Origin of the sequence: Escherichia sp. TC-EC600-tetX4 (assembly GCF_019356055.1) — a bacterium.
In the GTDB taxonomy this organism is placed as follows: Bacteria; Pseudomonadota; Gammaproteobacteria; order Enterobacterales; family Enterobacteriaceae.
In genome coordinates, this window is the sequence record NZ_CP079924.1 from 857,262 (window position 1) to 879,580 (window position 22,319).

The window sequence follows — 22,319 nt, forward strand, 5'->3', positions numbered from 1 at the left end:
AAAGGCGCGGAGAATCTATTAGATTGCCCAACCACCCGCGTAAAATGCGACCAGTGCGGCAGTAATGATCACCGTACCAATATTCAGCTTTTGCCATTCGCGTGCAAAGACGCGGCCTACGACCAGTGTCACAAAGCCCAGCATAATACCGGTAACGATATTACAAGTCAGAACGATGAACACGGCACACACCAGGCCAGCCATAGCGTCAATAAAATCATTGAAATCCAGCTTCGAGACGTTACTTAACATCAGCAAACCTACGTACATCAGAGCGGGTGCAGTGGCGTAACCAGGGATCAAAAATGACAGCGGTGATAAAAACAGAATTAACAGGAATAACGCCCCCACTACGGTTGCGGTTAAACCTGTTTTACCCCCGGCGGCGGTTCCTGCCGCTGATTCGATATAAACCGCTGCGGGCGCTGCGCCCACCAGGCCGGAGAATATTGAACTTACTGAGTCACTGGTCAGGGCTTTGCCGCCGTTGATGATCTGGTTGTCTTTATCCAACAAATTCGCCTGACCGGCGACGGCACGGATGGTGCCAGTAGCGTCGAACACTGCGGTCATCACCAATGCCAGTACACTCGGAAGTACAGTTGGCTGGAGTGCACCCATAATATCGAGGCTGAAAATCAGAGACTTACCATCTTCGCCAGTCAGGCTTGGCATCGCCACCAGACCGTGGTATTTCACCGCTGGGTCAAAGATTAAGCCGATGATCGAAATTGCAATAATCACCAACAAGATCCCGCCGGGTACGCGACACTTCTCCAGGCCGAAGATGACCGCCAGCCCCAGCAAGCTCATCATCACCGGGAAGGAGGTAAACGCACCGAGCGCCACTGGCAAGCCTTCAATCGGGTTTTTGATAACCATACCCACACCGTTAGCAGCAATCAGCAGCAGAAACAGCCCGATACCGATACCTGTACCGTGAGCGATACCCATCGGCAAATTACGTAAGATCCAGGTACGCACACCGGTTACGGAAATGGCGGTGAAGATGACGCCCATCAGAAATACCGCGCCCAGTGCGACAGGAACGCTAATTTGTTGCCCGAGTACCAGACTGAATGCGGTAAACGCCGTCAAGGAAATCGCGCAACCAATCGCCATTGGCAAATTAGCCCATAATCCCATCAGCAACGAGCCGAAGCCCGCGACCAGACAGGTGGCAACAAACACAGCTGCGGGAGGAAAACCTGCTTTGCCCAGCATTCCCGGAACGACGATAACGGAATAAACCATGGCCAGAAAGGTCGTTAAGCCAGCCAGTACTTCCTGACGAACGGTACTGCCACGAGCGGTAATTTTAAAATAATTATCCAGCGCGCCCTGTGGCTTTGGTGCGTCCGGTGTTTGTAGGATGTCTCCAGACATAATGATGTCCTCACGAGGATGTTAAAGTTTTATTATTAGTTGCGTTCGTACACCAGACGACCATCAACGTAGGTGCGGTAGATCGAACGGTCATCGCCCAACGTCATCATCACGAACAATTTGTCGACTAAAGAAACAGAGTTGTCATAGCGCAGCTGCTGTAGCGGAGTGGCGGTGGGTTCCATCACCACGAAATCAGCCTCTTTGCCAGGTAAAAAGTTGCCAATCAAATCGTCAAGGCCCAGAGATTTCGCTCCGCCGAGCGTGGCCAGGTAAAACGCTTCATATGCCGAGAGGCGATAGCCTTGTAATTGCAATACTTTGTAGGCTTCGTTCAGCGTTTGCAGCATGTTGAAAGTGGTTCCGGCACCGATATCCGTTCCCATGCCCACTTTAACTTTCTTCTGCCATGCTTTTTTCAAGTTGAATAAGCCGCTGCCGAGGTAAAGGTTGGAGGTCGGACAGAAAGCAATGCTGGATTTGGTTTCGCTGAGACGATCCCACTCTTTTTCTTCGAGATGGACGCAGTGAGCAAAGACACAGTTTTTACCGGTCAGGCCGTACTGATGGTAAACATCCAGATAACCATCATGGTCAGGATAAAGCGATTTCACCCAGGCAATTTCATCTTTGTTTTCACAGAGATGGGTATGTACCCACGTATCCGGATATTCTTCTTTCAGGCGTTGCGCCATCGCCATCTGTTCAGGAGATGAGGTCGGGGCGAAGCGTGGCGTAATCGCATATAGCAGACGACCATTTTTGTGCCAGCGTTCGATCAGTTCTTTGCTTTGGTGATAGCTGCTTTCGGCAGTGTCGAGCAGATAATCCGGTGCGTTGCGGTCCATCATCACCTTACCGGCAATCATACGCATATTGATATGACTGGCGGCTTCAAACAGCGCATCAACAGATTGCGGATGAACAGTGCCAAACACCAGCGCCGTGGTGGTTCCGTTACGTAAAAGCTGCTTGATGAAGAACGCCGACATTTCGCGGGCGTACTCTAAATCCTCATAACGACGTTCAGTAGGGAAGGTGTGTTTATTCAACCACTCCAGCAATTGCTCACCATAGGCCCCCACCATTTCACTTTGCGGATAATGGATATGTGTATCGACAAAGCCCGGTACTATCAGTTTGCCGCGATAGTCGCGCACGCGAATGGTGTCAGGAATTTGATGCTTTCCGTTTTCCCATTCGCCAAACCATTCCACTTTTCCCTGTTTAATGAGTAATAAACCATCCTCAATAAACCGCAGCGCAGAGGCAATCTCTTCCGGGTTATCGATCGTACGGGTGACATCAATAAAACTGCCTCGTACCGCTTTTAACGTGTGTTCTCCTGACATCATTGACTCCTTTACTGTTAATCCATCTCTTCCGCTGAGGTAATACCAGGCAGAACGTTTTCCTGTCGGTAGCCACCAGGGAGGATAATATTTAATAAAATCGCAGTTAACCCGCCAGCACAAATAGGGTTTTCAACTAATACATAAATAGAGGCTGGCAATATTTTAAAAATTTCGGGATCGTAGGAGACGCCAAGCCCTAAACCTAAAGAAGTGGCGACAATAAGTGTTTCACGGCGCTTTAAACCGTTGGTGATGATGATGCGAATCCCTGCGATGGCAATCATGGAAAACATCAACGTCATTGCGCCTCCCAGAACTGCCGAGGGAATGGTCGTGAAGAAGCCGCCAATCATCGGAAATAAGCCGAGGATAACCAGCATTACCGCGATGGTTCGCCCGACATAACGTGAAGCGACGCCAGTCATCTGAATAACCCCATTATTTTGCGCAAACGTGGTTAATGGTAATGAACCGACAGCGGAGGCGATAACAGAAACCAGACCATCTGCCAGCACGCCGCCTTTCAGCCGGGACTGATACTCTTCCCCCTGAATGGGGCGGCGGGAAACCATTGCCGTGGCGGTGATATCGCCGACTGCTTCCAGCACGCTAAGCAGATAAATCGTGCCAACCACCAGGAACTGATGGAAGCTAAAACTAAAGCCGTATTTGAACGGATGCGGGATGGTGATTAACGGCAAATTGCGCATACTGCTGAAATCCACCATGCCCAGGCATAACGATGCGATATAGCCGACACATAGCCCAATGGCGATCCCTCCCATGCGTAGCAACGGACTGCGACAGCAGTTAAAGCCGATCACCACAATTAAAACCAATAAACCAACGCCGAGATGTTCGTAATTGCCGAACGTACCGCTGCTTTTGGCTGCAAATCCTCCACCAAAATCGATAATGCCGACTTTAATCAGGCTTAAGCCGATCATCAGTACCACAATACCGCTGACGGTAGGCGTAATAACCCGACGTAAATAGGGCAAGATAAATGAAGATCCGACAACCAGAAATGCGCCAACGAAGGAGACGCCGAGAAGCGACGACATGATTAACTCTTCGTGAAAACCGTCGCTTTTCATGCTGCTGCCCAGCGCAATCATGACCGTAACAAATGAAAAATTGACTGACTGAATTGAGAGTAGGCCAGAACCGACGATGCCGTAGCGGTTTACTTGTAACCAGGTACCAATACCAGAGGCGATCATCGCCATAGAAACAAGATAGGCAGTTGTTTCAGCGGAAAGCTGTAAGGCCGCACCCACGATTAACGCGGGGGTTACCATCGGAACGAAAATTGCCAACAGATGGGTAATGGCACCAACGAGAGCCTGATGAAAGGGAGGGCGATCCTCCAGTTCAAATATAAGGTCAGAACCTGCATGGTTTATATCAGACATCCCTTCACTCCTTTTAAAGTAAATTTGATCATCTGAATTAGTAAAATAAATTCCCACGAATTTGGGGCGCAGGACGCCTTGAGAACGGCTTATCTCATTTTCGCAGTCACTATTTAGTCATCGTTCAAACAGAGAAACAGGCCGCCGAAGCGGCCATTTATTATTTATATTTTTTCCAGCGCAGTGAGTATTTTCTCCGGTGTGAAATGCCATTCGCGTAACCAGATGCCGCATGCATCGTGAATTGCGGTAGCAATCGCCGGAGCTGCGCCATTTACACCGATTTCCGAGATCGATTTCGCCCCGAACGGGCCGACTTTATCGTCGCTCGGCACCAGCACAGCGCGGAAATCACGCGGAATGTCACCAATTTTCGGTGCGCCGTAACTGCGTAAATCACGCGTTAACGGGTGACCTTCGGCGTCATAAATGATCTCTTCGCTCATACTGTGGCCGATAGCACGCAGGGTGGCACCGTAGATTTGTCCCAACGCTAACTCTGGATTGACCGGTGTACCGCAGTCCAGCAAGGCGTAGAATTTATCCAGGCGGATTTCACCCGTACGCGTGTTGACGGCAACTTCAGCGAAGTTTGCGCCATACGGGAAGGCGAAATCAGGCGTGATATAACTGCCAGTTCCCACCAGTGAACCAAAGCCGGTGCCGGTTTCGCCTTTATGGGCAATATCCCCGAAACTAACTTCGCCTTTCTTGCCGCGCACGACGCCCGGCGTTGCCAGTTGAACATCTGCCACTGGCTCACCCAACATTTGCGCGCCGTGGAACAGAATTTTCTCCCGTAGATTTTCCGCTGCCAAACGCGCCGCGTTACCCGAGAAGCAAGTACCGGACGAGGCATATGCGCCTTTATCAAACAACGCATGATCGGTATCACCGGAGATAACATGCACGTCCTGCGGTGGGCAGTGCAGCACTTCTGCTGCCAGTTTCGTCACTACAGTATCCAGACCAGTACCAATATCCGCACCGCCAGAATGAACGATAAAGGTGCCGTCCGATTCCAGTTTGATCATGCAGTTAGCCTGATCGATATCCGGGATACCCGATTTCTGCATGATAATGGCGACGCCGCGACCGATGTGCCAGTCACCATTTTGCGGTTTCGGTGACGACCATTGGATCATCTCGCGACCCTGACGCAGGATCTCTTCCAGTGCACAGCTGGCGGCGGAAGGAACGGAGGTCGGCGCTTTACCTTCACCGATTGCACCGAGAATTTTCAGCTCTTGCCCTTCGTGTACCCGGTTACGTTCGATAATTTCCAGTTGGTCGATCTGTAACTGTTCAGCCAGTTCCGCTAATGCCATGGTGATAGCGAAGTTACCTTTCGGTGCGCCATAACCCTGATAAGCACCATTTGGGCAAATGTTGCTGTAGTAGGTGGTGACCTGGAAATCGACGTTATCGCACGGATATAACGGCAGCGACAGCGCCGGTCCGTTACACGGTACGGTGAGTGAGTGGTTGCCGTAAGGGCCAGTGTTGGCGCGGAAATCCATCTTCACTGCCGTCAGGCGACCATCTTTTTTCGCTCCCAGTTTGACGGTGACTTTCGCGACGTGACGAGAGGTGTTAGCAATAAACTCTTCTTCACGGGTGTAGCGGAACAGTACCGGACGCCCGGTCACGCAGGTTGCCCAGGCGCACACTTCTTCCAGCAGGATGTCCTGTTTGGAACCAAAACCGCCGCCAACTCGCTCTTTAATGACATGAACTTTATGCTGTTTCATGCCCACGAGGCGCGCGACCTGGCGGCGTAAGTGCCATGGTACCTGGGTGGAGGCGTGGATAACCAGACGATCGCCGTCCATACGAGTAAAGCAGATATGTGTTTCAGTCGGGCACTGCTGCGCTTGCGTTGAGTTATAGGTTCGCTCAATGATCACATCGGCATCGGCAAAGCCTTTGTCCATATCGCCAATATGACCATGAATACTGGCGGCGATATTTTTGCGAGGGCGAGAACCGATCGGGAAGTTGATGATCATATGCTCGCCGCGCTGGGCTGCATGGCTGTTATCGTCTTCCAGAGTATCTGGCGCACCAGCAACATACACCACCGGTTCATCGTGCACGACAGGCGCATCTTCCGCCATTGCTTCGTCGATCGACATTACCGGCTTAAGCACTTCATATTCAACGTCGATGAGCTTCAGTGCTTCGAGCGCAATTTCTTCACTTTCTGCGACGACCGCAGCAACACGATCGCCGACGTGACGCATTTTCTTGCCGAACATACGGCGGTCAAGCGGTGACGGTTCCGGTGCGCTCTGACCACCCGGGGTATAGTAGATATCCGGGCAATTCAGGTGAGTAATAACGTGAACGACGCCCGGTAAGGCTTCAGCTTTGCTGACATCCAGATGAGTAATCAGTGCGTGAGCGTGTGGGCTACGTAACATTTTAATGACGCAGGCGTCAGCCGTTACGCGGTCTTCAACATAGCAGGGTTTCGCCTGCACCATTTTCGCGGCATCAGTTTTAGGATAATGCTTACCAATGACTTCTAGGTCGTCACGGAAAGTCGGAGCGATATCAATGGTGGCCTGCGGATTATTTTTACGTGCAACCGCCAGTTCAATGACCTGATAGTATTGCTGCCAGCCAGCATCGCGGCTGAACAAACCAGAAAGCGCGTCGTCGATCTCTTCGCGGGTAGGTGCGGCGATGCGATCGAGAAGATCGGTGATAATCAGAGCTGCAGCTGGATCGTTATAACCAGACTGCACCACGCCAACATCAACCATTGCCTGTTGAACCAGACTTAACTCGTTCCATTTGCCCAGAGATTCTGCGGTACGAATATCTGCCTTCTCTAACTGTGCGGCAATAAGCAAGGACGCGTTAACGATATTACCGTTAAAGATTATTGCGTCAGAACCGGCAAACCCGAAACCATCATCACTGTTGCGTACAGAGTGCATTCCCATGTTAAACAACAGCTTTTGCACGTTTTCGCCTGGATTAACGGTTAGCTCCTGAGGCGCGCCATTTAAAGTAAAGTGGATGATCATACGGCTTCCTCCCCAGCCTGTTGGCAGTCGGCATACAGGTCGGCTACCAGAACTCCCGTGATATAGCGTTTATAGGCCACGCTGCCCCGCAAATCTTCCTGCGGGAAAATGGCGTTGGCGACAGCCTGTTCAAGTGCATTGCCTTCCAGATTTTGTTTTTCGACATCATGCAGACGCAGTGCTTTACTGGCGACGCCATCCAGCGCAATTCGCATACCGTCGTGGTCTGTCATTGCAACGGCTGCCGTCACGACGGTTAAACCTGCCTGAGAACGGCTAATTTTGCGGGTCGCACAGGTGCGATACGGATCTTTAATGATAATTTCGGTTAGCAGGCGATCGCATGGGCAGGCCAGGTAGTCCTCGATTGACAGCGTTTCGCCGTTGCCAAAAACCAGTTCAGCATCCAGTGCCAACAGGACGGGAAGCAGCACCGACTCTTCCTGGCGGGCGGCGATTTCACCACCAATGGTCGACTGATTACGAACATGGCGTGAGTAAACAAAACCGAGGGCTTCACGCAGCGCTGCAGGAATAAATCGCGCATCACGCAGTGGCTGCAAGCGAGACATTGCGCCAATCCGCAGTGCACCGTTATCCCAGTCAACCCAGTCCAGTTCCAGATCCTGTAAGGAAATGGCAATCTTTTTATCGGTACGGGTTGGTGTAGCATTGAGTTTGCTGCCCCCGGCGAACCAGACGGCTTCATCCTGGTAGCGGCGCTTCAGTTCCAGCGCCTGTTCGACAGAGTCGGGCCTGAAAAATTGTTCAATCATCTTCTTTCCTTATTTAACCCTCTTCCCTGCGGGAAGAGGGCATCTGTCATTTATGCCAGCGCATCCATCCGACGCCACATACTGGCAGCGGCTTTTCTGGCTTGTGCATAAATGGAATCGCAATCGAAGTTAAACTGACGGTCTTCATAGACCATCACACCATTGACCATCACGCTGTGAACGCTGCCTGAGCCCATACCGAAAGCGATATGCCCGGCGATATTGTCTGCCAGCAGCGGCGTCGGCGAGTTGTAATCGCAAATGGTTAAATCAGCTTTGTAACCGGCTTCCAGAAGCCCAAATTTCGCGCCAAAGTTGCGGCTCATCAGTTCGTTACCGTTAGTCAGGGCTTTGGCAAAACTGTCAGGCCACAGCGGACCACCCGCATCGCGATGTTTAAAGAAGGCAAATTTCATCTCTTCAAACATGTCCGAACCAATGCCGTCCGTTCCCAACGCCAGATTGCGGATGTCGCTAAGGTGATGGTTGTAGCCGACATGGTTGTTCATGTTTGAACGGGCGTTATGCACCAGGAACGCATCGCGCTGATTGAGTAGGGTGATGTCATCTTTCGACAAGTACAGCCCATGAGCGACCAGCGTTTTGCTGTCGATGAGATCGAATTGCGCCAGTCGTGCCAGCAGGTCTTTGCCGTACCAGTGGTGACTGTAGGAAACGTCGTAAAGGTCTTCCGCAGCGTGAATATGCAAACCACGGCCTGTGGCTTTCACGGCTTCACGCAGCATCTCCAGACCGGCATCCGGCACGGTAAACGGCGCGTGAGCACCGATATGTGCTTCCACCAGATACGGCTCGCTTGTCGCTTTCTTCGCCTCATCAATCAAACGGGCGAAACGGATGTTTTCTTCTACACCTTCCTGCAACTCTTTGATGCCGTTGTTACGGTCAGTAGTTTCAAAACAGGTCATCGCGCGCAGGCCAACTTTTAAAAATGCGTCGCGCAATGTGGAGAGCGACCCGCCGATATACGCCGGAGAGGCATGGTGATCGATAACCGATGTACATCCGCTCTTAATCGCTTCCAGGGAACAAATCAGTCCGCTGTAATAGAGCGACTCTTCATCAAGGGCGCGATCGAGCCGCCACCAGAGATTTTTCAGCGTTGAGATGAAATCCGGGCAAGGGGCGATGTTTGCCATAATTCCGCGGGAAAGCCCCGAGTAAAAATGGTTGTGCGAGCAGACAATCCCTGGCATCACAATCCGGCCATGCATCTCTTTGAAGCTGGCGTCGGGGTAGCGTTGCGTCAGGGCATCGCCGATAGCGACAATCACATCGTTTTCGATGGCGATATCAACGCCTTCCTGCACTTTTGCCGGGTGTAGCTGTACCGCAGTGACATTCTTCAGAATCAACATGATTACACCTCCACGCGGCCCAGCAGATAATGATGATGCTGGTGGACATGGCTGATGATGCGGCACATATCGTTCAGCTCCGGTGGTACGTTGTTAAACTGACCTTTGCTGTCGATGTTTAACACCCAGCTTTGGTTATTCAGACGTACTCGTACCCGGCAATCTTCCACAAGAAAGCCTGGGTTGCTGCTGTTATCAAAGTCTTGCGCCAGGCTGAAGACGGTGATTTTGTCTTTGTACGGTTTACCGTTCCACGGACAGAACTGAGCGCAGTTGCCGCATTCGTTACAGTAAGCGTCGAGGTGCAGCGTCTGGAAACGGTTCTGGAAGCCTGGGACCGCAATGGAGACGTTGGCGCGGTTCGGGCAGACATCCACACACTTGCTGCAAACGTAGTTACATTCGAGGCAGCGAGCGGCTTCCTGGGCGACAAACGCGTCACGATCGTCACTGTTCACCAGCGTGATAGAGATATCGCCTTTACGTTGATAGATTTCCGCTGGATTGACGTTGTTCCAGTATTTATCGTTCTGGTGGGAACGGATATTTTCCCGACTAAGGATGGCATCGGTCGCCCGACGCGCGGTTCCGACAGCAGCGACAATGGAGGATGGTCCGCGCTGTACGTCGCCGATCATAAAGACGTCAGTCAGACGAGTTTCGCCATTATGGTCGACGTCTGGCCAGCCGTTTTTGTCCAGCGGCACGCCCATCGCATTCAGGGCTTCAGTATCCTGCTGTTCACCAATGGCGGTGATCAGGCTGTCTACAAGCAGTGTTACTGTTTCATTGGTTTCAACCGGACGACGACGACCTTTCTCATCCGGTTCGCCAAGCGACATAACGCGCAAGGTTAAGGTGCCATCAGCATCGAAACGTTCCGGATTATTCAGGAAACGGAACTCTACGCCGTCGTGCAACGCTTCTTCATACTCTTCGCGCCATGCGGGCATCTCTTGTAGTGAACGACGGTAAACGATCGTTGCTTTTTCTACGCCTGGAACGCGTAACGCCGCACGAGCGCAGTCCATTGCGGTGTTACCCGCCCCGACAACGACCACATGTTTGCCCAGCTTGAGCGCTGTACCCTTGTTGTATTCACGCAGGAAGGGGAGTGATTTCCAGACATTTTGGTTGTCGCCCGCCAGTTTCACACCGCTATTTTTATCAGTGCCGGTGGCAATCAGAACATAGTGGAAGCCCTGATTTTTTAACTGCTCAATGGTTAAATCGGGTGAGCAGCCATACTCAAATTTCACGCCGTGAGCGGCAACAAAATCGATATCGTGCTGAATTAACTCTGCAGGAATACGGAACTGAGGAATGATATTTTTCACCACGCCGCCCGCATTGGCTTCGCGTTCAAACAGCGTAACCGGATGGCCCGCTCTGGCAAGGAAGTAACCTGCTGCCAGACCCGCCGGACCTGCACCAATCACGGCAACCGGATGGCGTGAACCAGAACCGGCTGGTTTGTGCCAGCGTTGCTTATATTCATCCCAACCTTTTTCCAGCGCGACTTTTTTCAGTTCGCGGATATTCAGCGCACTGTCGTAATCCAGGCGGGTACAGTTGTATTGGCACTGGTGATCGCAAATATGACCGGTAATGGCGGGCAGAGCGTTGCGTTGGTAGATGAGTTCCAGCGCGTCGGCATAGCGGTGTTCGCCAAGCAGACGGATGTATTCCGGAATATCTTGCTTGATAGCGCAGGCAGTAACACAGGGGGCAACGTAGCAGTCGGTCAGCGGCAGGTCTTCTGCCACTTCAATACGCTCTTCTGGCTTCCAGTGTTTCTGGGTGTATTCCATGGTTAACGCATCTGCTGCCAGTCTGTTCAGTCGTTCGACGTCAACATGGTCAAGTCCCCAGGCGTCGGAGCCTTCCAGCTCGCGCATGCAGGCACTTAAGCGCAGATAGCCGCCAGGTTTCAGCAGGTCGGTTGCCATAGTAATAGGGCGAATACCTGTATCAAAAATATCGCGGATAGTCAGCTGACTGGCACCACCGGAATAAGAAATGGGCAGTTTGCCGTCAAAGGCGCGAGAGAGAACTGCTGCAACATTGATGGAGAGCGGGAACAGCGCACGGCCTGACATATACATCTCTTCACCAGGCAGTGCGCCTTTATTGTTGATGGTGCCGAGAGTGTTAGTCAGTTTTACGCCAAAGCCGAGTGATTTTTCTTTTGCCAGTGCCATCAGGCGTTCCAGCATTTCCAGTGCTTGCGTCAGCTTGAGGTCGTGATCAAATGACTCTTCTTTTAAGCCTATGTAACCGAAACCGCAGACATCGAGGATCTCACGAACACGCGCGTACCCCAGTAAGGTCGGGTTAAGTTTCACAAAGGTGTTGAGCCCTTTTTCTTCCAGCATGTAGCGGCAAATGGCTTCGATTTCATGCGGAGGACAGCCGTGCATGGTGGAGAGGGTGACGCCATGCACCATACTGGTGGGGATGCGAGCGGGTAAGGCTTGCAAGCTTTCGCGTTTTTCCTGCAATCCGTGGCGAGCTAAAAATGCGTCATCCTGGAGTAATTTATTCAGCGTATCGCGATATTGAGCGAATTTCGGATGGTCAGATGCGTCCATCATATTGTCGATGAACTGTTGCATCGGCGGTTGCTTAATACCTTCGAGGTTGTAACCGACGCTCATATTAAAGATGAACGATTTACCGGAATCAGAAGGCTGGAACATCGCTTCGAGAAGGTGCAGGGCAAACCAGGCTTTGAGGTATTCATCCCAGGCTTTAAGCAGGGTAAACTCGGTAGACCATTCGGTGTTAAAGCACTCGTCTTCGGCATCGATACAGGGCTTTTCCAGCTCCAGGCGGTCAAGAATTTGGACGGTTTTTAGTTCGATGAAGCGTCCGCCAGTCAGCCAGGAAGTGACAATATTTTGCGCGAGCTGCGTGTGCGGGCCAGCGGCAGGGCCGACGGGAGTGGCACAGGTTTCACCGAAGACGCTAACAGTTTTACCTTTTACAGGTGAGTAAAACTGTTGCTCGGGAATACCAAAGATTGAGCGTTGTTGTTGGTATTCATCAAATATGCGCGTCAAAAGTTCCTCAAACGGAATGGGACGCATAATATCCCCCATAACCCTCTCCTTAGCTTATACAGATATCATTGAGTGACCGGTGTTGAGAAATCCGGTGGTTTAGGGGGATAGAGCAACAATCGCACCACTCTTGCCAGGTTTGGCGGGAAATATAAAAAAATGTGAGGCGGCTCGAAACTTAAGGGCTTTTTGTGAATGAACTCACAGGTGCTAAATGAGAATTAAAATCACTCCTGAAAATTATTATTGCCAGCCCATTTATCAATTTTTCTCTTTTCTCAAAATCAGTGATTCCTTATCATTATGATAATGAGTGCCGGAAGGATTAAATATTTGAACGCAATCGTTTAACTACGTTTTCTAAATTTCAGTATACCTTTCCTTCGCTGTAATAAAGTCGTCCGGAGTATCAATATCTAAAATTATTTCTGCATTTTCTATTTCGACGGAATAATGATCTCCCATAAGGAGTGCCTGACGCATATTGGTGACATTGGGTCGTTGGATTGCCTGCATCAGGCATGGTTTTGACACTAAAATCGGATGGCCGGGGATGCCATTATGGAGTGGCAGTATTGCGCCATCATTTCGTAACGACCAGATTTTTCTAAAAATATCGATGGTGAGGGTTGGCATGTCACCGTGGGTGAGAAAACAATGTTCTGTTTGCACTGCGGGTACTGCGGCCTTGACGGATGTTAGTAAACCCTGCGCATAATCTGGGTTGTGAATAATAGTGATATTGCTCTGGTTCGCATAACGTTCGTGCAGTTCATTACCACGATAGCCGGTGACTAAAATAATTCGGCTACAAAACTGCAACGCATTTTTGATACTTGTATCAAGAATTGTTCCCTGTTCCCAGGGTAACATCATTTTCCATTGCCCCATTCTTGATGATAATCCGGCAGCGGTAATTATACAGTCGATGGCTGACATAGTGGTTCCATTATTTATAGGGGCTAATAACGCCTGATAATTGCGTTACTTCCTGATGGATTAAGTTGGGGATAATTTATCCCAGAGAGGTCATAAAGACTCGTGAAAAGTATAGTTGACCCATCGGCATTAGTCATTGATTTAGGTGCGCAGAAACGTCCCACTGTGATTTCTGTTGTTGGTGCTGGGGGGAAAACCAGCTTGCTTTTTTGGCTGGCAGAACTGCTCCAGGCTAGCGGCAGGCGTGTGTTAATCACGACGACGACACATATGTTTATGCCAACGTCTCACTGGCCCGTGGTTTTCTGTCGTGATCCCGCCATGCTTCCTCATGCGTCTCTTACATCCCCCATTTCATTTTGTTTTCACAGCTGGAAAGCGAACCAGGGAAAAGTGCAGGGATTTACGCCAGAAGCGATTGATGCACTGGTGCAACGACCAGAGTGTGACGTAATTCTCATTGAAGCAGATGGCTCGCGTGGAATGCCGTTAAAAGCGCCTGATGAGCACGAACCTTGCATACCCAAAAGCAGTTGCTGCGTGATTGCTGTGATGGGAGGACATACTTTGGGCGCGAAAGTGAGCACAGAAAATGTCCATCGCTGGTCGCAGTTTGCTGATATTACCGGGTTAACACCTGATGCAACCTTGCAACTGAGCGATCTCGTTGCGCTGGTTCGCCACCCTCAGGGGGCGTTTAAAAACGTACCGCAAGGTTGTCGGCGAGTCTGGTTCATTAACCGTTTTTCTCAATGTGAGAATGCGATTGCACAAAGCGAGCTCCTTCAACCGCTGCAACAACACGACGTAGAGGCAATCTGGCTGGGCGATATACAAGAACATCCTGCAATCGCGCGCAGATTTGTGAATTAGCGGCCCGGGTATTCCGGGTTACTGAAAGGATATCCATTGAGGTTGGTATGAATATTTTCACAGAGGCTGCAAAACTCGAAGAGCAAAATTGTCCGTTTGCTATGGCGCAAATTGTTGATAGCCGAGGCTCGACTCCCCGCCATTCTGCACAAATGTTAGTGCGCGCCGATGGTTCTATCGTCGGTACAATTGGTGGCGGAATGGTTGAGCGGAAGGTGATTGAAGAGTCGCTTCAGGCATTGCAGGAACGTAAGCCGCGATTATTCCATGGACGTATGGCTCGTAACGGTGCGGATGCTGTCGGGTCAGATTGTGGAGGTGCAATGTCAGTATTTATCAGCGTCCATGGTATGCGTCCACGTCTGGTGTTGATTGGCGCGGGGCATGTCAACCGGGCGATAGCCCAGAGTGCGGCGCTATTAGGATTTGATATTGCCGTTGCTGATATTTATCGCGAAAGCCTCAATCCTGAACTATTCCCACCATCAACCACGCTTCTCCATGCTGAGTCGTTTGGTGCGGCAGTGGAAGCACTGGATATTCGCCCTGATAATTTTGTCCTGATTGCCACGAATAATCAGGATCGTGAAGCCCTCGACAAACTCATTGAACAGCCCATTGCATGGTTGGGGTTGCTGGCAAGTCGTCGCAAGGTTCAGCTTTTCCTGCGTCAATTGCGTGAGAAAGGCGTGGCTGAAGAACATATTGCCCGTTTACATGCGCCCGTTGGTTACAACATAGGTGCGGAAACGCCGCAGGAGATCGCCATCAGCGTGCTGGCAGAAATATTACAGGTGAAAAATAACGCGCCGGGTGGGCTGATGATGAAACCTTCTCATCCTTCCGGACACCAGCTGGTGGTGATTCGCGGTGCGGGAGATATCGCCAGTGGTGTGGCGCTACGTCTGTATCATGCGGGTTTTAAAGTGATCATGCTGGAAGTGGAAAAACCGACAGTGATTCGTTGTACCGTGGCGTTTGCCCAGGCCGTGTTCGATGGCGAAATGACGGTCGAAGGCGTCACTGCTCGCCTGGCAACCAGCTCTGCGGAAGCGATGAAACTTACCGAACGCGGATTCATTCCTGTGATGGTAGATCCCGCCTGTTCATTGCTTGATGAACTGAAACCGCTTTGCGTGGTGGACGCTATTCTGGCGAAACAGAATTTGGGAACGCGGGCAGATATGGCACCAGTAACAATCGCGCTTGGGCCGGGCTTTACTGCTGGGAAGGATTGTCATGCGGTAATTGAAACAAATCGCGGGCACTGGCTCGGTCAGGTGATTTACTCTGGTTGTGCGCAGGAGAATACCGGTGTTCCTGGCAATATTATGGGGCATACCACCCGACGGGTGATCCGTGCTCCTGCTGCAGGCATTATGCGATCCAACGTGAAATTAGGCGATCTGGTGAAAGAGGGCGATGTGATTGCCTGGATTGGTGAGCATGAAATTAAAGCACCGTTGACGGGGATGGTGCGTGGCTTGTTGAACGACGGCCTGGCAGTGGTTGGTGGTTTTAAAATTGGTGATATCGATCCTCGTGGTGAAACCGCTGATTTCACCAGCGTTTCTGATAAAGCCCGGGCGATTGGCGGCGGCGTACTTGAGGCGTTAATGATGTTGATGCATCAGGGCGTGAAAGCGACAAAAGAAGTGCTGGAAGTGGCTTAAATGAAAATGGCCGGATGGTATTACCCACCCGGCCTGAGACTGATGACAAACGCCAAATTGCCTGATGCGCTACGCTTATCAGGCCTACAAGTGCATTGCAATCTATTGAATTTGCGATGTTTTGTAGGACGGATAAGGCGCTCGCGCCGCATCCGGCATCAACAAAGCGCACTTACTTGACAATCTTTGGCCGGATGGTATTACCCACCCGGCCTTTAAATTACTGACAAATCACCGTTCCTGTTTTGCCTTCAATCCCTTCTTTCGCTTTGCTCAATACGGTAATCAGTGCTTCACGACCTGCGCGAGAGCGAGCAAACGAGGCGGCAGCTTCCACTTTAGGCAGCATAGAACCTTTCGCAAAATGACCTTCTTCGATAAAGCGTTCAGCATCACTTAATGACAGGCGATCGAGCCACTGTTCATTCTCTTTACCGAAGTTAATGGCCACTTTTTCTACCGCAGTCAGAATGATCAGCATATCGGCATCAATCATTTCTGCTAAACGGGCGCTGGCCCAGTCTTTATCGATAACCGCGCTGGCACCACGCAGATGGTTACCTTCACGAATAACAGGGATACCACCACCGCCAACGGTGATCACCACCTGACCTGCATCTACCAGAGCTTTAACCGTTTCTTTTTCAATGATATCAACCGGTTTTGGCGAGGCAACAACACGGCGATAGCCGCGACCAGCATCTTCTTTCAGAGTGTAACCCTGTTTTGTCAGTTGCTCTGCTTCTTGCTCGGTAAAGAACGAACCGATCGGCTTGGTCGGGTTGAGGAATGCCGGATCGTTAGCGTCGACTTCGACCTGAGTAACCAGCGTTGCTACAGGTTTATTAATGCCCCGAGAAAGCAGTTCTTCTCTTAAAGCGTTTTGTAGATCGTAACCAATATAACCCTGGCTTAATGCAACACAGACAGACATCGGCAGCATTGGCGAGTGCGCTTCAGTTTTTGCGGCAGCTTCAAAGGCCTGGTTAATCATGCCCACCTGCGGCCCGTTACCATGAGTGACGATAACTTCATGTCCCTGGGCAATTAAATCAACAATTGCCTGAGAAGTAATTTTTACCGCTTTCATTTGCCCGGCCAGGTCATCGCCCAGCGCATTCCCGCCCAGGGCGAGAACAATTTTCTTACTCATTTTTCCTCACTCATCATTCTTGATTGTGTATAGATCCCTGGCAGTGGTTAGAGCACGGGAGGGACAAACGGTTTGCGTCGCAGGAAACGACCTCGCCCGGCTTTGCCTGTAAAGGTGCCGTCACAGAAAATCGTTTCACCACGGGATAAGGTTCTGACAATCGCGCCCTGACAGGTAAAACCCTCCCATGGCGAGTAGTCGGCGTTGTCGTGGAGATGGCGATGCTGAATTTGTTGGCTCTGACGTGGGTCGATAATCACCACGTCGCCGTCGGAACCGGGCGCTAATAATCCTTTTTGCGGCCACAGGCCAAACAACCTGGCGGGCATTGCGCTGGTTAATTCAACAAAGCGTTCCGGTGTTATACGTCCCGTCATCACGCCACTGGAAAACAGTAACTGCATGCGGTTTTCCACACCGGGTAAGCCATTTGGGCAGCGACTGAAATCGCCTTTAGAAATTTGCAGGCGTTGAGCCATCGAGAAGGTGCAGTGATCGGTTGTCACCACGTCAATCGCACCATCGCTGATGCCACACCACAGTTTGTCCTGCTCGCGTACGTTACGCAGCGGTGGGCTAAGAATGAACTTCATGCCATCTTCTGTATCGTAACTGCGTTCGTCCAACAGGAGATATTGTGGGCAGGTTTCAACCCAGACTGGCTGGTGATTCGCACGGGCAAGACGCAGATAATCCAGACCTAAGCCGTTAGACAGGTGCACGATATAGAGCGGGGCGTTACCGGCAATTTGTGCCAGGTTAATCATGCGGGCGATGGCTTCCGCTTCGCATTCCAGAGGGCGACTCAAGGCATGATAGCGCGGCGCGGTTAACCCTGCGGCGATAAATTCCGCCCGCTTGCTGGCGATAGCCGCATCATTTTCCGGGTGCACGGTGGTCAGCGCGCCGGATTCATGCAAGCGGCGTAATGCCTGCAAAACCTCGTCATCGTTGAGTTTGTATTGATAGGTTAAATAGAGTTTAAAACTGCTCAGTCCTTCCTCGACTATCATCGGGATTTCGTCGAGGATTGCGTGATTAATGTGCTGGATCACACCGTGAAAGCTGTAATCGATGACCGCTTTATGGGCGGCATAACCACGATAAACCTCCAGTTGATGGCGTAACCGACAGCCGTTTGGGCCAAATCCCATATGGTCAATAATGGTTGTTGTACCGCCACACGCAGCTGCGCGGGTACCGGTAAAAAAATCATCACAACTGCGCGCGATGCCGACATCAATATTGAAATGCGTATGGACATCCACGCCGCCAGGGAAAACGTAACAGCCAGTGGCATCAATTTCTTCATACGGGAGCTGCGGCGAAATATTGTTGCCCAACTGGCGAACAATCCCGCTTTCAATCAGCAAATCCTGTTTGGCTTGTCCATCTGCGTTAACGACAGTGCCGTTTTTGATCAATACGCGCATAGCAAACTCCAAAAACCCTCCGGCGAACCGGAGGGGAATAAGTGAAGAGTAATTACTCTGTTGCCAGCCAGCTTAACGGGATTGCAGCGTACATCGCGGCACAGGTCACCAGGTGAGATTTCCAGGTTTTTTCGTTAGGTGCATGCGCTTCAGGTTCTTTACCCGGGCCAAAGCCGATCACCGGAATGCCGTGACGGCCCATGATAGATACGCCGTTAGTTGAGAAGGTCCACTTATCAACAACCGGCGCTTTGCCAAACAGCCCTTCGTAGGCATTCACCAGTGCTTTAACGGTGAAGTGATCTTCTTCCACTTTCCAGGTCGGGAAGTAGCATTCGGTTGGGTAAACCAGGCCAGTCCAGGACGGACGGTCGTAGTTGTACATAGAAACAACCGCGTTAGCTTTCTGTACTGCAGGCAGGGCGCGGATTTCGTCCAGCGCGCCTTCCCAGGTTTCGCCCCAGGTCAGACGACGGTCGATTGAAACTGCGCAGCTGTCTGCTACAGCGCAACGGCTTGGGGATGTGAAGAAGATTTCAGAAACGGTGAGGGTGCCTTTGCCGAGGAATTCGTCATAACCCAGACGTTGGGAGAGTTCTTGTAATTCGCCAAGAATCGGACCCATTTTGAAAATGGCGTTATCACCGCGTTCTGGTGCAGAACCGTGGCAGCTAACACCCTGAACATCAATACGAATTTCCATACGACCGCGCTGACCACGGTATACCTGGCAGTCGGTTGGTTCGGTACTGACCACAAATTCCGGGCGAATGCCGGATTGTTCAATAATGTACTGCCAGCACAGACCGTCGCAGTCTTCTTCCTGCACCGTACCGGTAACCAGCAGGGTATATTCATCTTCCAGACCGAGGTCTTTAATGATTTTACCGGCATAAACCATAGAGGCCATGCCACCTTCCTGGTCGGAAGTACCGCGACCACCAATCAGTTCATCAGTTTCCATGCCTTCGTACGGATCGAAGTCCCAGTTTTTGATGTTGCCAATGCCGACGGTATCGATATGAGCGTCCATTGCCACCAGACGCGGGCCGTGGCCGATATAACCGAGAACGTTGCCCATCGGGTCGATTTCAACTTTATCGAAGCCGACTTTTTCCATCTCTTCTTTAATACGATGTACTACGCGTTTCTCGTCGCAGCTTTCACTGGGAATAGCAACCATGTCGCGCAGGAAGCGAGTCATATCCGCCTGGTAATCTTTTGCTTTTTCAAGAATCAGTTTGAATGGAATATTCTTAGCCATTATTTTTCTCCAGATTTTTTACTCCCCGTTTTGCAGGGAGCAGTTCCAATAGGGTGATTAAGGTGCTACAGCGTGTTTGCCTTCCCAGACAACTTCGCGGTAGTGCTTCACGTCGGTGTCGCCTTCAGTGCTGATAACCAGCACCACGGCATCTTTGTTCAGCGCCAGTTTTTCCATCAGGCTTTGACGTTGCGGGTGATAATGAACCGCTGCGAGAACGCCCAAACCGACAGCGCCGGATTCACCGGAGATGATGCGCGGGTCGTTGCCGTACGGATTACCCAGCACGCGCATACCTAATGCGGCAACGCTGTCCTGGCAGGAGATGAATTGGGTGGCGCAGTTACGTAGGATTTCCCAGCCCAGCGGGTTAGGTTCGCCACAGGCCAGGCCTGCCATGATGGTGGCCATATCACCGCCAACGTTGACGATGTCGCCTTTGACGCCGGAGCGATAAATACAGTCAGCTTTGTCAGGTTCAACAATAATGCTGTGCAGATTTTGCGGGCTATAGACGTCGACCAGATAACCCAGCACACCACCGGCCATTGCTCCGACACCGGCTTGCAGCAGAACGTGCGTCGGGGTTACGCCCATTTCACGCATTTGCTCGACGGCTTCATCTGCCAGGGTTGCGTAGCCTTGCATGATCCAGGTTGGGATTTTGGTGTAACCTTCCCATGCCGTGTCCTGTACCACTTCCCAGCCGTGCTGCTGCGCGTGTTGCATGGTCAGGCGAACGGTATCGTCATAGTTCATATCCGTGACGATGCACTCGGCACCGAGGTTCAGAATGGCGTCAACGCGTTCCTGAGCAGAACCTTTCGGCATGTAAATCACCGCATTCTGTCCGAGTTGCTGTGCTGCCCACGCCACACCGCGCCCGTGGTTGCCGTCGGTGGTGGTCGCGAAAGTCATTTTTTCGCCGATGGCATTTTTCAGGTGCTCAAATGACAGCGTTTCGATATCAAGATGATATTTTTCACACAATAATTGAGCGATGGCGTACGCACCGCCAAGCATTTTGAAGGCGTTCAGACCGAATCGTTTTGATTCGTCTTTGACGAGAATTTTCTTCACACCAAAAAGGTTTGCGAGATCGTCCAGCGCACAAAGCGGTGTTGGGCGATAACCAGCTATTTTCTGGTGGAACTGGCGCGCCAGTTTGGCCTGGCTTTGCGAAAAGAGCGGTGATGTTTCGCCGTTGAAAAATTTGTTATCGGCGATATCAATCTTCAATGAGAAAACGGACATATCCTATCCTTTTGGCCTCTGGAAATAGAGGGCCGACCAGCTGATCGGCCCGAGGGGTTATTTCACGCGTTCTTGCGCTTCTTTCAGCAGTTGCTCGAGCAGTGCACCTGGTTTGGCGTATTTACGGGACAGGATCATCGCGGCGATGATATAAGGCTTCCAGCTGGCTTCTTTGTAGGTAGCGATACGGTATTTTTCGAATACGCCTTCAGTCACTTCACCTTCTTTACAGGATACGCCGCTGATATCAGCTGGCAGGCAGTGCATGTACAGGGCTTCGCCATCACGGGTCAGTTCCATCATCTCTTCAGTACAATGCCAGTCTTTGTGTTGCGCGTTCTGTGCCAGACACTGTTTTTCCAGTGCTTTTAAGCCTTCGTGATCGTTCGCACGCAGCAATTCAGTACGCTCTTCCATCACTTTGTAAGGTGCCCATGACTTCGGATAAACGATGTCTGCGTCTTTGAAGGCTTCTTCCATGCTGGTGACCTGACGGAAGCTACCACCGGAGGCTTTAGCATTGTTTTTCGCCACTTCAACCACATCCGGGATCAGGTCGTAGCCTTCCGGATGGGCCAGGGTGACATCCATACCGAAGCGAGTCATCAGACCGATGATGCCTTGTGGTACAGAGAGCGGTTTGCCATAGCTTGGAGAGTAGGCCCAGGTCATGGCGATTTTTTTACCTTTCAGGTTTTCCAGTGAACCAAAGTGTTCACGTAACCACGCGAGGTCAGCCATTGACTGAGTCGGGTGGTCAATATCGCATTGCAGGTTCACTAAAGCCGGACGCTGTGGCAGTACACCCTGCTTGTAACCGTCATCAAGTGCAGCGCCAACTTCACGCATATAGGCGTTGCCTGCGCCCAGATACATATCGTCGCGAATACCAATAGCGTCGGCGCAGAAGGAGATCATATTGGCGGTTTCACGCACGGTTTCGCCGTGAGCGATTTGTGATTTGCCTTCGTCGAGATCTTGTTGTGCAAGGCCGAGCAGGTTAAGCGCGGAAGCATAAGAGAAGCGGGTACGGGTGGAGTTGTCGCGGAATACGGAAATACCTAATCCACTATTAAAGACTTTGGTTGAGATGTTTTCAGCACGCAGTGCTTTTAATGCTGCGGCAACGTCCAGTACTTGTTTCAGTTCATCTGGCGTCTGTTCCCACGTTAACAAAAAATCTTTCTCGTGAAGGTGAGAGGTCAGCGAATTGATATCCTTAATCAGCTCATTAACAGTTTTCATCATAAAGTCCCGGTAGTGGAATGACAGGCAAAGTGGTTTATTTCACTGTGACTTGCCAAAGTGATTGGTGTTTTCAC

General features: G+C 51.1%; 15 protein-coding genes. 2 read left to right on the forward strand and 13 right to left on the reverse strand.

What is annotated here, in order from left to right; genetic code table 11:
- Window positions 1-18: 18 nt before the first annotated feature.
- The 8 genes from ghxQ to mocA all read right to left on the reverse strand — a co-directional run bounded on the left by ghxQ (window position 19) and on the right by mocA (window position 13,347).
- On the reverse strand, window positions 19-1,386 hold the full coding sequence (ghxQ, locus tag KXD89_RS04165; protein ID WP_000012163.1) for a guanine/hypoxanthine transporter GhxQ: 1,368 nt from the start codon (window positions 1,384-1,386) through the stop codon (window positions 19-21).
- A gap of 35 nt (window positions 1,387-1,421) precedes the next feature.
- Window positions 1,422-2,738: a guanine deaminase gene (gene guaD, locus KXD89_RS04170; RefSeq protein WP_001336279.1), complete on the reverse strand. Its 1,317-nt coding sequence runs from the start codon at window positions 2,736-2,738 to the stop codon at window positions 1,422-1,424.
- 17 nt (window positions 2,739-2,755) lie between these two features.
- Window positions 2,756-4,156: a xanthine/proton symporter XanQ gene (gene xanQ / locus KXD89_RS04175; protein ID WP_001280192.1), complete on the reverse strand. Its 1,401-nt coding sequence runs from the start codon at window positions 4,154-4,156 to the stop codon at window positions 2,756-2,758.
- 164 nt (window positions 4,157-4,320) lie between these two features.
- Entirely contained in the window at window positions 4,321-7,191 is a 2,871-nt protein-coding gene (locus tag KXD89_RS04180) for a molybdopterin-dependent oxidoreductase Mo/Fe-S-binding subunit (protein ID WP_000583615.1), read from the reverse strand.
- The gene (ygfM, locus tag KXD89_RS04185; protein WP_000572462.1) at window positions 7,188-7,967 is read right to left on the reverse strand and encodes a molybdopterin-dependent oxidoreductase FAD-binding subunit; all 780 of its coding nucleotides are present in this window, start codon (window positions 7,965-7,967) and stop codon (window positions 7,188-7,190) included. Before ygfM ends, KXD89_RS04180 begins: the two co-directional genes overlap by 4 nt.
- Before the next feature lie 50 nt (window positions 7,968-8,017).
- Window positions 8,018-9,346: a putative aminohydrolase SsnA gene (gene ssnA, locus KXD89_RS04190; protein ID WP_000906252.1), complete on the reverse strand. Its 1,329-nt coding sequence runs from the start codon at window positions 9,344-9,346 to the stop codon at window positions 8,018-8,020.
- 2 nt (window positions 9,347-9,348) lie between these two features.
- Entirely contained in the window at window positions 9,349-12,447 is a 3,099-nt protein-coding gene (gene ygfK / locus KXD89_RS04195; RefSeq protein WP_000502395.1) for a putative selenate reductase subunit YgfK, read from the reverse strand.
- A 321-nt stretch (window positions 12,448-12,768) separates the two neighbouring features.
- A complete protein-coding gene (mocA, locus tag KXD89_RS04200; protein WP_001272828.1) occupies window positions 12,769-13,347 on the reverse strand; it encodes a molybdenum cofactor cytidylyltransferase in 579 nt (192 codons plus the stop codon).
- Between the two features lie 102 nt (window positions 13,348-13,449).
- Here mocA and yqeC point away from each other — a divergent pair, with 102 nt between their 5' ends.
- Window positions 13,450-14,220: a selenium cofactor biosynthesis protein YqeC gene (gene yqeC, locus KXD89_RS04205; protein ID WP_001298920.1), complete on the forward strand. Its 771-nt coding sequence runs from the start codon at window positions 13,450-13,452 to the stop codon at window positions 14,218-14,220.
- A gap of 47 nt (window positions 14,221-14,267) precedes the next feature.
- Entirely contained in the window at window positions 14,268-15,893 is a 1,626-nt protein-coding gene (gene yqeB / locus KXD89_RS04210) for a selenium-dependent molybdenum cofactor biosynthesis protein YqeB (RefSeq protein WP_001020381.1), read from the forward strand.
- A 220-nt stretch (window positions 15,894-16,113) separates the two neighbouring features.
- On the opposite strand, the gene arcC is transcribed toward yqeB, so the two are convergent.
- The 5 genes from arcC to ygeW are packed head-to-tail and all read right to left on the reverse strand — an operon-like array spanning window position 16,114 to window position 22,242.
- Window positions 16,114-17,046, reverse strand: coding sequence for a carbamate kinase (gene arcC / locus KXD89_RS04215; RefSeq protein ID WP_000037992.1), 933 nt, complete (start codon window positions 17,044-17,046; stop codon window positions 16,114-16,116).
- A 47-nt stretch (window positions 17,047-17,093) separates the two neighbouring features.
- Complete coding sequence (hyuA, locus tag KXD89_RS04220; protein ID WP_072647362.1) at window positions 17,094-18,479, reverse strand: D-phenylhydantoinase; 1,386 nt, start codon at window positions 18,477-18,479, stop codon at window positions 17,094-17,096.
- Between the two features lie 52 nt (window positions 18,480-18,531).
- Complete coding sequence (locus tag KXD89_RS04225; RefSeq protein ID WP_001107125.1) at window positions 18,532-19,743, reverse strand: YgeY family selenium metabolism-linked hydrolase; 1,212 nt, start codon at window positions 19,741-19,743, stop codon at window positions 18,532-18,534.
- Window positions 19,744-19,800: 57 nt separating this feature from the next.
- Window positions 19,801-20,997: a diaminopropionate ammonia-lyase gene (gene dpaL / locus KXD89_RS04230; RefSeq protein ID WP_000110493.1), complete on the reverse strand. Its 1,197-nt coding sequence runs from the start codon at window positions 20,995-20,997 to the stop codon at window positions 19,801-19,803.
- Window positions 20,998-21,054: 57 nt separating this feature from the next.
- Window positions 21,055-22,242, reverse strand: a complete 1,188-nt coding sequence (gene ygeW, locus KXD89_RS04235) for a knotted carbamoyltransferase YgeW (RefSeq protein WP_000859787.1) — start codon at window positions 22,240-22,242, stop codon at window positions 21,055-21,057.
- Window positions 22,243-22,319: the final 77 nt, after the last annotated feature.

What these genes read in the sequence shown, in the direction of transcription:
- arcC (WP_000037992.1), bottom strand. Translation starts at nt 17,046, where the DNA reads ATGAGTAAGAAAATTGTTCTCGCCCTGGGCGGGAATGCGCTGGGCGAT.
- KXD89_RS04180 (WP_000583615.1), bottom strand. Translation starts at nt 7,191, where the DNA reads ATGATCATCCACTTTACTTTAAATGGCGCGCCTCAGGAGCTAACCGTT.
- ghxQ (WP_000012163.1), bottom strand. Translation starts at nt 1,386, where the DNA reads ATGTCTGGAGACATCCTACAAACACCGGACGCACCAAAGCCACAGGGC.
- ygfK (WP_000502395.1), bottom strand. Translation starts at nt 12,447, where the DNA reads ATGGGGGATATTATGCGTCCCATTCCGTTTGAGGAACTTTTGACGCGC.
- yqeB (WP_001020381.1), top strand. Translation starts at nt 14,268, where the DNA reads ATGAATATTTTCACAGAGGCTGCAAAACTCGAAGAGCAAAATTGTCCG.
- hyuA (WP_072647362.1), bottom strand. Translation starts at nt 18,479, where the DNA reads ATGCGCGTATTGATCAAAAACGGCACTGTCGTTAACGCAGATGGACAA.
- mocA (WP_001272828.1), bottom strand. Translation starts at nt 13,347, where the DNA reads ATGTCAGCCATCGACTGTATAATTACCGCTGCCGGATTATCATCAAGA.
- dpaL (WP_000110493.1), bottom strand. Translation starts at nt 20,997, where the DNA reads ATGTCCGTTTTCTCATTGAAGATTGATATCGCCGATAACAAATTTTTC.
- guaD (WP_001336279.1), bottom strand. Translation starts at nt 2,738, where the DNA reads ATGTCAGGAGAACACACGTTAAAAGCGGTACGAGGCAGTTTTATTGAT.
- ygfM (WP_000572462.1), bottom strand. Translation starts at nt 7,967, where the DNA reads ATGATTGAACAATTTTTCAGGCCCGACTCTGTCGAACAGGCGCTGGAA.
- ygeW (WP_000859787.1), bottom strand. Translation starts at nt 22,242, where the DNA reads ATGAAAACTGTTAATGAGCTGATTAAGGATATCAATTCGCTGACCTCT.
- xanQ (WP_001280192.1), bottom strand. Translation starts at nt 4,156, where the DNA reads ATGTCTGATATAAACCATGCAGGTTCTGACCTTATATTTGAACTGGAG.
- ssnA (WP_000906252.1), bottom strand. Translation starts at nt 9,346, where the DNA reads ATGTTGATTCTGAAGAATGTCACTGCGGTACAGCTACACCCGGCAAAA.
- KXD89_RS04225 (WP_001107125.1), bottom strand. Translation starts at nt 19,743, where the DNA reads ATGGCTAAGAATATTCCATTCAAACTGATTCTTGAAAAAGCAAAAGAT.